This is a genomic window from Acinetobacter sp. CIP 64.2, assembly GCF_000369645.1.
GTDB lineage: Bacteria > Pseudomonadota > Gammaproteobacteria > Pseudomonadales > Moraxellaceae > Acinetobacter.
Map to the genome: position 1 here is coordinate 13,657 of NZ_KB850121.1, position 12,868 is coordinate 26,524.

The 12,868-nt window shown below is 41.8% G+C and carries 11 protein-coding genes; 1 reads left to right on the forward strand and 10 read right to left on the reverse strand.

Annotation, left to right across the window (positions count from 1 at the left end):
• Positions 1 to 137: 137 nt before the first annotated feature.
• Positions 138 to 560 carry an Lrp/AsnC family transcriptional regulator gene (locus F895_RS16205; protein WP_005238904.1) on the forward strand — a complete coding sequence of 141 codons (423 nt, stop codon included), beginning with the start codon at positions 138 to 140 and terminating at the stop codon, positions 558 to 560.
• A 46-nt stretch (positions 561 to 606) separates the two neighbouring features.
• Here the strand turns inward: F895_RS16205 and F895_RS16200 are convergent, their stop codons facing one another.
• The 10 genes from F895_RS16200 to F895_RS16155 all read right to left on the reverse strand — a co-directional run bounded on the left by F895_RS16200 (position 607) and on the right by F895_RS16155 (position 12,766).
• Positions 607 to 2,307: an NAD-dependent malic enzyme gene (locus tag F895_RS16200; RefSeq protein WP_005238906.1), complete on the reverse strand. Its 1,701-nt coding sequence runs from the start codon at positions 2,305 to 2,307 to the stop codon at positions 607 to 609.
• Between the two features lie 737 nt (positions 2,308 to 3,044).
• Positions 3,045 to 3,431, reverse strand: a complete 387-nt coding sequence (locus F895_RS16195) for a carboxymuconolactone decarboxylase family protein (protein WP_004771163.1) — start codon at positions 3,429 to 3,431, stop codon at positions 3,045 to 3,047.
• Entirely contained in the window at positions 3,428 to 4,885 is a 1,458-nt protein-coding gene (locus F895_RS16190) for an NAD-dependent succinate-semialdehyde dehydrogenase (protein WP_005238907.1), read from the reverse strand. The genes F895_RS16195 and F895_RS16190 overlap by 4 nt, the downstream gene beginning before the upstream one ends.
• 133 nt (positions 4,886 to 5,018) lie before the next feature.
• Positions 5,019 to 6,188, reverse strand: coding sequence for a hypothetical protein (locus F895_RS16185; protein WP_005238908.1), 1,170 nt, complete (start codon positions 6,186 to 6,188; stop codon positions 5,019 to 5,021).
• 30 nt (positions 6,189 to 6,218) lie between these two features.
• A complete protein-coding gene (locus F895_RS16180) occupies positions 6,219 to 7,613 on the reverse strand; it encodes a purine-cytosine permease family protein (protein WP_005238909.1) in 1,395 nt (464 codons plus the stop codon).
• A 312-nt stretch (positions 7,614 to 7,925) separates the two neighbouring features.
• Positions 7,926 to 9,395: a (Z)-2-((N-methylformamido)methylene)-5-hydroxybutyrolactone dehydrogenase gene (tgnC, locus tag F895_RS16175; RefSeq protein ID WP_005238910.1), complete on the reverse strand. Its 1,470-nt coding sequence runs from the start codon at positions 9,393 to 9,395 to the stop codon at positions 7,926 to 7,928.
• An 11-nt stretch (positions 9,396 to 9,406) separates the two neighbouring features.
• Positions 9,407 to 10,444, reverse strand: a complete 1,038-nt coding sequence (gene tgnB / locus F895_RS16170) for a flavin-dependent trigonelline monooxygenase oxygenase component (protein ID WP_005238911.1) — start codon at positions 10,442 to 10,444, stop codon at positions 9,407 to 9,409.
• 2 nt (positions 10,445 to 10,446) lie between these two features.
• Positions 10,447 to 11,379: a flavin-dependent trigonelline monooxygenase reductase component gene (gene tgnA, locus F895_RS16165; RefSeq protein ID WP_005238912.1), complete on the reverse strand. Its 933-nt coding sequence runs from the start codon at positions 11,377 to 11,379 to the stop codon at positions 10,447 to 10,449.
• A 24-nt stretch (positions 11,380 to 11,403) separates the two neighbouring features.
• Complete coding sequence (locus tag F895_RS16160) at positions 11,404 to 12,195, reverse strand: alpha/beta fold hydrolase (RefSeq protein WP_005238913.1); 792 nt, start codon at positions 12,193 to 12,195, stop codon at positions 11,404 to 11,406.
• Entirely contained in the window at positions 12,164 to 12,766 is a 603-nt protein-coding gene (locus tag F895_RS16155) for an amino acid synthesis family protein (RefSeq protein ID WP_005238915.1), read from the reverse strand. Before F895_RS16155 ends, F895_RS16160 begins: the two co-directional genes overlap by 32 nt.
• Between the last annotated feature and the right edge of the window lie 102 nt (positions 12,767 to 12,868).

A 12,868-nucleotide genomic window follows, 5' to 3' on the forward strand; every position in this document is an offset into this window, starting at 1 on the left:
TTGTGCTTTTCTGCAAAAGTAAAAATGCTTGGGGTGCTGTATAGTCATTATTATTAAGAATCAAATTGATTCACAAAATTTGTTATAATGATTAAAATGAATTATTTTTTATCAATTTGCTAATAGTAAATATCAAAATGAACAATATCGATCATATTATATTAGGATTACTCAAAGACAATGCACGGATGTCAATTACCGACTTAGCAGCAAAAACACGTGTGTCACGCGCCACAGTACAAAAGCGAATTGAATACATGGAGTCCACGGGTGTCATCACAGGTTATACAGTACGGTTCCGTCCAAATGCAGAGAAGAATATTATCCGGGCCTGGATGAATATTATGGTGGAAGGTACACGGGCTCAGGCTGTTATTCGGGAGTTGCGCCTAGAGTCCGCTGTGGAACGTCTACATACCACCAATGGCAAGTGGGATCTGCTGGTGGAACTCCAATCCGACAGCTTAGAGAATTTCGATAAAGCATTGGAACGAATCCGAAATATTTCAGGCATTTATAATAGCGAAACCAGCATTTTACTCTCCACCTACAAAACCTAAAAAAAGGGACTCTATTCAGAGTCCCTTTTTTGTATCAGCTCATGGCTTAATAACTGACACGGCGATAACTACGATATTCAGGTGTCCAGAAATTATCTTCAATCGCTTGTTTCAAGACATCATTGCTCAACGGTACTGCCAAGCCATCAGCCATGGCCGCTTTTGCTACTTTAAAAGCAATAAATTTTGACACTTGTTGAATATCATTGATATTCGGCAATAAGTCTGCTGCTGCATTTTTCAAACGTGGTGAACAATCGGCCAAGGCGGTACTTGCAGCCATCAACATCGAATCGCTGATATGAGTTGCGCCACATGCAATCACGCCTAAACCAATCCCTGGGAAAATATAGGAGTTATTGCATTGTGCAATGCTATATATCTTACCTTGGTAATAGACGGGTGCAAATGGACTGCCTGTTGCCACAATTGCAGCACCTTGGGTCCACTCGATAATATCTTTTGGCTGTGCTTCAACCTGTGAGGTCGGGTTCGACAAAGGCAACACAATCGGATGTTTATAGTATTTGGCTAAGGTTTTGATCACTTCTTCACTAAACAGGCCAGCCTGACCAGAAACACCAATCAAGATACTCGGTTTGGCATTTTTCACCACATCCAATAAAGCGACATTGTCACCGCTATATTCCCAAGTCGCAATTGCATCGACAGGTGTTGCCAGTTTTTGCTGGAAGTTGAGTAAATTCGGTTGCTGATCGGTCATCAATCCAAAACGATCCACCATAAAGATACGTGAACGTGCTTCGTGATCACTCAGACCTTCATCCATCATTTGTCTGACGATCTGTTCTGCAATCCCGCAACCTGCTGAACCTGCTCCGACAAAAGTAACGGTTTGGTCTTTCAATTGTTTGCCTTGCGCGCGCGATGCGGCAATCAAGGTCGCAACCGTCACTGCGGCAGTGCCCTGAATGTCATCATTGAAACAACAAATTTTATCGCGGTATTGAGTCAATAAAGGCATAGCATTGGTTTGTGCAAAATCTTCGAACTGAATCAACACATCTGGCCAGCGTTGACGCACTGCCGTAATAATTTGCTCAACAAATTCATAATATTGCTCGCCACGAATACGTGGCTGTTTCCAGCCCATATAGATTGGGTCATCCAGCAATTCTTGGTTATTGGTTCCGACATCAATAGTAATCGGCAAAGTATAGGCAGGACTAATCCCTCCACATGCGGTATAGAGCGACAATTTACCAATTGGAATGCCCATGCCACCAATACCCTGATCGCCTAGACCTAAAATACGCTCACCATCGGTAATCACAATCACCTTAACGTTTTTCTTGTTGACGTTATGGATAATTTGATCGATGTATTGACGTTCTGGATAGGAAATAAAAATACCACGATGGCGACGGTAGATATCCGAAAAGCGCTGACAAGCCTCACCAACGGTAGGCGTATAAATGATCGGCAGCATTTCATCTAAATGCTGACTCAATAAATTATAGAACAGCGTTTCATTGGTATCTTGAATATTTCGCAAATAAATATGCTTATTCAAGTCGCTATCGAATGAAAGGTACTGTTGATACGAACGCTGGGTCTGCTCTTCAATATTCTCAATATTGTATGGAACGAGGCCATGTAAGTTAAAATTCTCGCGTTCTTCTTCAGAAAATGCAGAGCCTTTATTTAGCAGAGGGAGTTCTAAAAGAGCATTTCCAGCATAGTGAATATATAAAGGTTTTTTGGTTTTACTCGGGTTCACAGACATACCTGACTCTTTAGACTCTCTCTCAAATGTACGAAAAATGGATTGGCTGAAGCACTTTAAAAAAGGCTTTGGCATGCGCAATAATTTACACCAATCCGAGCCCGAAGCCGAATAATCTGACAGTATGTAAAGTGATTCAACATTTAGTAAATAAATAGTAGTGCCTATTTTGGATCATTTTTTAACCTTCCATGCAACATTTTGAATTATTTTTGCAACATTGAGACTTAAATTGTAGTGAAATCGTTTGATACACGGTTTAACACAAATGAAAGCCTGACCCTCAGCCAGCATAGGCCATTTATCCAACTTACTGTTTTTGCTCTATCCTGCTTTGTTATTTGCCCGATTGTGTAATGAACAAAATGATAGATCGATCAATAAAACAAGATTCACAGCCATTAAACCCTCTAAAACACTACAAAATAGGACAATCTTTCTCAATTTCTTGCAAATAAGCCTCAATTTTATATGATTTTGAGTGAAAGCATTGCTCTCCCAATAACCTCCTTGTTTAACAGTGAGCAATGCCTTCACCCATAAAAATCAAACAAATGAAAGATGAAATGATGTATCCAAATCACAACGGAAAATATTATCAATATATAAGCATTGATTAGAGGATTCTTCAGTTTTGATCCTTATTGTCATTTGCTTGATAATTATAAAAATTATCACTATTTTGATACATACCCCATCATCATTTGAATTTGAAGTATGTTCAATCAAGTAAACACCTAGTTATTTTCTTGTTCAAATTCCTGAATCGCTTCTTTTGCAATCCGGAAACTGTCTACCGCAGCTGGCACACCACAGTAAATTGCAACCTGTAACAGTACTTCACGGATCTTTTCTTTCGGCACGCCATTTCGTAGCGCACCTTTGACATGAAGTTTAAGTTCATGCGGACGGTTGAGCGCAGAGATCATGGCAAGATTGATCATGCTACGTTCTGGTTTGCTGAGCTCCTCACGTCCCCAAACAGCACCCCAACAATACTCGGTTACCAATTCCTGTAAAGGTAGATTAAAGTCATCTGCATTGTTGATTGAATTATTGACGTAACTTTCTCCAAGCACCTGTTTACGGATCGCTAAACCTTTTTCAAACTTTTCATTGCTCATGGATTCAATCCTCCAAATAAGGTGTATTTGATTTCAAGATAATCTTCGATGCCGTATTTTGAGCCTTCTCGGCCTAAACCTGAATGTTTAATCCCCCCAAAAGGAGCAACTTCATTGGAAATCAGGCCTTTATTAATTCCTACCATACCATATTCAAGTTGCTCGCTCATGCGCCATGCTCGTCCTAAATCCTTGGTATAACAATAAGCAGCTAGACCAAACTCCGTCGCATTCGCCATATCTAACGCCTGCTGTTCCGTTTCAAATTTAAAAACTGCGGCTAAAGGCCCAAAGGTTTCCTGAGTTGCAACATCCATTTTAGTTGTTGCATCGGCAATAATCGTCGGTTCATAAAAAAGCTCTCCCGCCTGATGACGCTTGCCTCCCGTAATTAAACGTCCTGCTTTGGCTAAAGCATCTGCAACATGTGCTTCAACTTTCTTCACGGCATTGGTATTAATTAAAGGGCCAATTTCATTTCCAGCTTCGAGTCCATTACCAATTGCAAAAGCATTCACTTTGGCACTTAATGCGGTAATGAAGCGTTCATAAATGCCATCCTGAACCAGAAAACGATTTACACAAACACAGGTTTGCCCAGCATTGCGATATTTAGCAATCAATGCCCCTTCAATCGCGGCATCCAGATCGGCATCATCAAACACAATAAACGGCGCATTGCCACCCAACTCGAGAGAGACTTTCTTCAAGGTCTGAGCTGAACGCTGGTAAAGTAATTTCCCCACAGGCGTGGAGCCAGTGAACGTGAACTTGCGTACATCATCACTTTCAAAAATCGCATCACCAATGGTCACGGCATCACCCGTGATGACACTAAAAATTTCTGCTGGAATACCGGCCTGAATAGCAAGATCAACCAAAGCCAAAGCCGTAAAAGGTGTTTCTGGAGCAGGTTTTACAATACAAGGACATCCTGCTGCCAAAGCAGGTGCAACTTTACGGGTAATCATAGCTGCTGGAAAATTCCACGGGGTAATCGCGGCAATGACACCTATCGGCTGCTTGCTCACAATAATACGTGCATCAGGATATGGGCTTGGAATAGTATCCCCATAGACTCGCTTTGCTTCCTCTGCAAACCATTCTACAAAGCTGGCCGCGTATAGGATTTCTCCTCTTGCCTCTGCTAAAGGTTTGCCCTGTTCACTGGTTAAAATAAATGCCAGCTCATCAGCATGTGCGACCATGAGATCAAACCATTTCTTTAAAATAATGGAACGATCTTTGGCTGTCTTATTTTTCCATGTTGCCCAATGCTTCACAGCAGCCTGAATTGCACGATCCGCTTCAGCTTTCCCCATATTCGGCACAGTACCAATCATTTCTTGTGTCGCAGGATTATAAATCTCTGAAGTTTGCTGGTTGTCAGCATCACACCACTGTCCAGCAATAAGCGCTTGTTGGTGGAATAATTGCATTTGTTGAAGTTGCATACACGTTATCCTGTATCGGCGTTGGAATAGGTCAACAGATGATGAAAAATCTGGAAACTATTCCATTTTGTATTATGGCATACCAAATAAATCTTGAAAAAAATTTTCGGTCGCCCGAATTTGATGACTCATCCTAAAAATAATAGAACAATGTCAGGTTTAATAATTTGTTCCACTTCCCATCATCCCCCCGCGCCAGTGAGCCTTGAGTACCACCAATAAAGGGATCATTTTTACTCATGATATATTCAGCAACCAAAGAAAGCTGTTTATGGTCGATTGCGACACCCAGAATATTACGGGTTGAATCTTGTGCACCAGCCTGATCTTTGTTGTAACGGCTATGCATGAAATAAGGCGTAATATTGCCAATCTGTTTGACATCTTTAAAGGCATAGCCAATATCAGCCGTATAATACGTTGCTTTGTTGGCAACATAATATTCGCTGTCGTATGAACCCATTAATGAAGCTGCAGAGTCAAATGAGTCTTTATTCGTGACATCATTTTTCCCACCCGTTAATGTGAGTCCCAGATTGCCATAATTAAATTTGCTAAATAATGCCCAGGCGTTACGTCTTCCTGTTTTAGAAATGGTTTTATTTTCAATTTCCGAAGTCCAGTAAGAGCCGCCAACTTGGGTGCTTAAGCCAGTTAACCCTAAAGAGATATCTTGCGTTATACGCCCCACCCACATATTTTTTTCCTGTAGATCGCTTTTACTACTGTCATTTGAGCTCACATAATTGGCCGTATAGCGTCCAGAGTCTCGCGTACTTCCTTCGTAATGACCTGCATCTGTAGCAAAATAACCTACATCAAATTGAGTCGCGCTCGGTAATTCAAAGTGATAATTTAAACCAAGGTTATGCACATCTTCTAAACCTGCTGTGGTATTGATACTGCCATATAAGCTATTTCCCCAGAACCGTGCAGGCCCAAAAGGAATGGATTGCATACCCACCACCACTTGATCAGTCTGATTCAGATGATAGCCAACATAAGCATCAATCAAACTCGAAAAATCACATAAGGTATCGTACTGATAGCAACGATATTCAGCATGTCCAAATAACTGCCCACGTTCATAGTCCAGTTTTAACTGTGCTGCATCAAAACGTATTTTATGTTCAGATGCTGCTTCACCAAAATCCTTATCTTGATAATTGGCACGGACATAGCCCGATATTGTCAACTTGCCCGCATCGGCTGTCGCATCTCCAAAACTAATCCCAGCATAACTTGATGAGATCATGCCCAGCAAAACCGTGGTTAGGGCGAACTGCAAATCAATTTTTTTCATCTTCCAGATTCCTTTCTTATCCAGTTCCGCTTATGCATTTGCATTAAATGCAGGACGATTACACTTAATCTTTCCGAGATTAAAGGCGTAATACACCACGAAGCTCACCACCAAACCAATCACCCATGAAATATCGACATCAGGAACAATATTGGCAAATGGCCCGGTAAAGAAAGCATTGGTGAGGAAAGGAATCTGAATCACAATACCTAAGAAATAGGCGATTAAGGCTTTGGCATTGAACTTACCGTAGATGCCACCGTCCTGAGCGAAAATAGAAGGAATATCATAAGATTTCTTATTGACGACATAGAAATCCAGCAAGTTAATCGATACCCAAGGAACCAAAATAAATAACAAGGCAAAAATGACATTGAGGAAGAAACTAATAAAGTTGCTCGAAGCCCAAAGTGCGGTAAAGGTCGCCAGAATTAAAACAATAATGGACAAACTGATACGAACGTTTTTACTCGGCATCCACTGCCCCGCAAAAGTCTGAATCGAAGTAATACAAGACAGCACTGCACCATATAAATTCATGGCATTGTGTCCGATAATATTACACAGGAATAAAATCATCAGCACATAGCCAAACAGTCCTGTTCCAGATTTAACGGCTTCCATGGCATCAGTGGTTGAGCCAATACTGACTGCCACTGTTCCAAAGCTCATCGCAAAGATGGTGCCAAGCGCTGCACCTAAGTAGGTATAGATAAAGGGTTTATAAATCCCGATACTTTTAGGCAAATATCTTGAATAATCTGAGGTATAAGGTGAGAAACTGATTTGCCAGACCGCACATAAGCCAAACATGGCGAACCAGCCTTTCAGATTAAACGATCCTTTTGCCAAGACCTCTGCATTAATATGCGGAATCATGATCATGAGGCCGATTAACAATGAACCACCCATAAACCAAGTACCAATCTTGTTGAACTTATGAATCAGGTGATAGCCAACAATACCGATTGTGGTTGCAGCAATCGCACCAATTACCGTCGCAGTTGAAACATGGATCGCTGGCACAACGGTATGCAGTGTCTTGCCAGAAAGAATAATATTGGAAATAAAAAAACCGAGATAAATTAATGTGGTAAATAATACAACCAGTAACGCACCGTAGCGTCCAAACTGTGCACGGCTCTGGATCATTTGTGGAATACCCACCTGTGGTCCCTGCGCTGAAGTCAGTGCCAGAATAGCTGCACCAAAAAAATGACCACAACAAATGGCGACCAACGCACTGATCAGACTTAACTTAAAGGTTAACATGGACATTGCACCTGTAATCACAGCCAAAGGTGCTATATTGGTACAAAACCACAAGGTGAATAGATCCCGAACTTTTCCATGACGTTCCGAAGGATCCACATAATCAATTGAATGACTTTCTATCGCGAAAGCATTTTTCTCATTTTGGCTCATATCCTTAATCTCTCTTTGAGGAACTCATTTCCTCAATATCAATTCGTGAGAGTAAACGTAGGTTTCACAACCTGCCTTGCCAGTGCCATATCCAGACGGCCTGACATTTATTTCTATTGTTTGTAGCCCTTGGTTAGGCGATATGCATGAAAGCTAGGAAAAAAAGATAAAACAGGTACAGTCGATGCATAATAGATGCTCAACAAAATCTAACTTTTCTCACCCAGCCTGAGATTTATGGAATTTCAGCGTTCTGCATTTTCATGTTTTTCATCCTTGAAATAGAAATCCTGAACTCGACCTTTTGCAGCGTTAACGCATTACAAAAGGATCATCAATCGGTTGATCCGAGGTACGTAACCAAACCGTTTTTGTGGTGGTGTAATCCAGCACAGCATCTGAACCACCTTCACGACCATGACCCGATAAACCATGACCACCAAACGGCGCCAATGGAGAAACAGCACGATAAGTATTCAACCAGACAATGCCTGAACGAATAGCTTTGGTCATACGATGCGCGCGGTTTAAGTTGTTGGTAAACACTCCTGCTGCCAGTCCATAAGGGGTATTGTTGGCGTTTTGAATCGCTTCTGACTCAGTACTAAAACTCACTACAGATAAAACAGGACCAAATAACTCAGTCATGACGCAATCTGCTTGTGGGACATCACTACAATCCAGAATCGTTGGAGGATAGTAATATCCCTCTCTTGCCAATGATTTTCCGCCGGTTAATAATTTCGCACCTTGCTGAATTGAGCTGGCCACCACCTGCTCAATCTTTTCACGTTGACGTAATGTGCATAACGGCCCGTATTCGGTTGCCATGTCTTCAGGTAAACCAATTTTAATGGTCTGCACTCGCTCAACTAAACGCTGTAAAAACTCATCTTTTATACTGTCTTCAACTAATAATCGTGATCCAGCAACACAACTCTGTCCTGTTGCCGCAAAAATTGCCGCAACTTGAGCATTGACCGCACTTTGCAGATCCGCATCAGCGAATACAATAAACGGGGATTTGCCACCAAGCTCGAGTGATACTTTCGCCAGATTCTCAGCTGAATTACGCACAATATGCCGTGCTGTTTCAGGGCCTCCCGTAAATGCCACATGTGCAATATCTGGATGACTGCTTAACACCGCCCCACATTCAGGACCAAAACCTGTAATGACGTTGACCACACCCGCGGGAAAACCTGCTTCATGTACTAAGCGTGCAAAAGCCAATAACGGTGCTGGACCCTCTTCTGATGCTTTTAGTACAACAGTACATCCAGCGGCCAAAGCGGGCCCCAACTTGACTGCCGAGAGAAATAACTGACTATTCCACGGTACAATCGCTGCAATCACACCGACAGGTTCGCGGATTGTCCAAGCCTGCATATCCTGCTTATCAATTGGTAAATAACTGCCTTCAAGCTTGTCGGCAATTCCTGCGTAATAGCGATAATACTCAGCGACATAGGCAATCTGACTTGAAGTTTCGCGAATGATTTTTCCTGTATCGCTGGTTTCATATTGAGCCAGTTGTGGTGCCGCTTGTTCAATCAGCTCTGCCAGTTTATAAAGCAGTTTACCTCGTTGAGAAGCTGTTAAACCTGCCCAGGCACTATCCTGTAAAGCATGGGTGGCGGCTGCCACAGCACGGTTCACTTCATCACGGCGTGCTTCCGGCATTTTCGCCCAGACTTGTCCTGTTGCTGGATTAATACTATCAAACTGGGCAGCACCGTCTTCAAATTGACCATTAATATATAACTGGAATTGAGAAGTCATGCTCTTCTCTCCTATGCAAATGCAGGCATCACGTCATTGATCATACGCAGTAACGAAGCTTTTTTACGTTCAAAGCTCATTCCAGTATCAATCCAGAATGAATACTCGTTATATCCCATCGCCTCATAGGCTTTTAAACGGTCAATCACTTCTTGCGCTTCACCAATCACGTTATTTTGACGCATTGCTTCTGGGGTGTAGAAAGGATGTTGGGCCATTTCTTCTTTACTGATGGGTGCGATGAGACCTTGATTAATTTCACGCTCATTTTTAAACCATGCACCAAAATAATTATAGAAGGCATTAATTTCTTCTGCTGCAACTTGTGCATCTGCCTCACTCTCTGCCACATAAGTATGGCGGAGTAACATAATTTCAGGACGTGGTACATCTGCAAACTTTTCACAAGCTGCATTAAAATGTCCCATCAATTTTTCGACTTCATCATCGCCAAAGTGCAATGGAGTCACTTGCACATTACACCCATTTTCAACTGCAAACTCATGGCTATTCGGATCACGCGCCGCCACCCAAATTGGTGGATGGGGTTGTTGCAATGGTTGAGGTGCAGAGGTAGTTTTTGGGAACTGCCAAAACTCACCATTATGCTCATAATCGCCTTTCCATAGGTTCTTCACTGCAGGAATCATTTCACGCATACGCTGACCTGCACCCCATGCATCCATACCTGGCATCATTCGTTCATATTCAAATGAATAAGCCCCACGTGCGATACCGATATCTAAACGACCATTACTAATAATGTCCGTCATAGCTGCTTCACCTGCAAGTTTAATCGGATGCCAGAATGGGGCTACGACCGTTCCTGTACCCAAACGAACATTCTTGGTTTTATTCGCAATATCAGCCAGATTAATAAAGGGATTCGGTGCAATGGTAAAATTCATCGCATGATGTTCACCTGTCCAGATCGCATGCATGCCTCCCTGATCCGCAATCTGGCAAAGTTCAATCATTTCATCATAAAGCTGCTTCTGCGTTTGTTGATCAGAAACACGTTCCATGTGTACAAATAATGAAAAACGCATAGTTAAACTTCCTCTTTAACAATTTGACGAACCGTACCGCTGGTTTGATTGCCGTAATAAACTCCATAGGTTTTGAGATAATTTTCTTTACGGTAGCGCATCAACATACTTTGCAAAGCACTATCTACAAAACTAAGCTGATCTAAATCATTCAAATCAACAAATTGACCCTTGGTTGCATTGGCGATGGGGGTATTACATAAAAATGAGATGTATTGTTGCTGATTCTCTATATTTTCATAAACTGAATAGATAAAGCTGGCAGAAGCATCTGGTTGATAAGTAGCAAAAATTTTTTCAAGTGCTTTATCTGCACCATCCTTATCAACCAAGAGATGAGGAATCGTCCATTTTTGATCGGCCATTTGTTCCAATAAAATTTTATTTTCATGTCCAATAATGGAACTAATTACAACTTTTGGCCCTGAAATAACTTCTGCCGAAAGTTTCGCTGGTGTGAAATAACCACCACGGTAATAACCCAAACCCGCAAAACCTGCTGAAGCAAAGTTTTCCACTTTACCAATCAAAATGGCATGATCACCAGCATCAACAATTTGAGATGTGGTGCAATCAAACCAAGCACTGACATGATCAATCAAAGGATTTTGAAAAGCACTTTTGCTCCATGCCAAATTGGCAAAACGGTCATCACTCGGACGTGCAAATGTATTTGAAATATCCTTTTGTTCTTCTGCCAAAATATTGATCGCGAAGTGCGAAGCATTTGCAAAGTTATGATAATTGCTTGATGTCTTGGCAATGCTAACGAGCAGCAAAGCTGGGTCCAAAGACACCGAAGCAAAAGAATTTGCTGTAAAGCCCAATGGGGTTCCATCTGCTTTACAAGTGGTCACCACTGTTACGCCTGTCATAAATGACCCAAAAGCATCACGTAGTTCACGTATTTTATTTATCGTATCCATTTCACTCATTGCCTTATTCCTTTATCAAGCAACTCAGATGCTGGTTTCCAACCATGCTTGCATTGCATTATTTACTTTATCTGGGGCGGTCAAATTCACCATATGTCGTTCATTTTCAATTACGATGGCCTTGCCATTTAGTGCTTGGCTTGCCATTTGTACTGCCATTTCAGCAGTCGAATTTGGGTCATCTGTTCCAGTTAAAACCAGCGCTGGACATTTAATTTTGGCCCAAGCATCTGCATAGGTTTCATCGCCATGTGCAAATGCAGAATAAGCCGTGGTATAACCTGATAAATCCACATTTTCCAACCATGATTTAACTCTCGCAGCAGCGATTTGCTCTGCTTCACTTTGGCCAAACCAACGCTGTAACGGGGTTTCAATATCAATATGACCCGTTTTTAACTCTTCTGCACGATGGACAACAGCATCTCGGGCAGTCGTTGTACGTCGATATACACCATTTAATACAGCCATTCGCTTAATCAAATCAGGGCGTGTTGCACTCACTCCTGCTGTAATCAATGAACCCATCGAATGTCCTGCTAAATTCACTGCACCGAGCTTCAATGCTGTAATAAATTCAATTGCCCAATCGACAAATGCTTTTAAAGGTGCACCATCTGCAAGTTTTGTACTTTGTCCATGTCCAGGCATATCCACCGAGATCACTCGATAATGTTTCGAAAAAAAATCAATTTGTGGATACCATGCTGCTGCTTGCATTCCAACTCCATGAATCAGAACCAGAGGTTCTCCTTCACCTTGTTCAAAATAATGAGCAATACGATTATTTGATAGCGGCAGGGTTTTTGAGATCATGACCTAACTCTTCCAAATCTTGATAACGGTCACCAATACGGTGATGAGGACGACCACCTGTTGCTGCACCAATCACCACCACCAACTCATCGGCAGCAGGCGCATCTGGGATTGCAAACTGTAAAGTCAAATAATGAGAACGGCGCCCCTCATCATTTTTGTCCATCATTGGAATTAGAATCGGTGCATTTGCGGGGCCACGAGTATTGTTAAATGCTAAATAAGATTTTGCGCCGACTGCACCGCGGTAAGTATTACCAAAATGTAAGGTATGGATCAGCGCAGAAGCATGTTCAAGCTCACCCTCCAAGCCAACGACAGCACTTTTACCAAACGCTTGTACAGCTTCGCCAGAACCAACTTCATCAAGAATCAGTTTGGTTAAATGTTCACTTAGAATCGGAGCAATACGACGAATTTCAGGGTTTAGGTTTTCTACATAGCCCTGTCCTGCCCATGGATTTTTAATCACTGCAGCGGCTGCAACCATTTTTAAAGGTGTCGATGCCTCTTTACCACCATCTATATAAGTCGTTTCCACATGAAGCACAGTTTTACGGATTAAATTCATTGTTCTTCCTTGCTTGAGAATACATCTTGCTATTCGTATTATGGTATACCATAATACATAATGAAAAAAAAGCAAGAGTTTGTTATGCTCATTTTTAGCAAG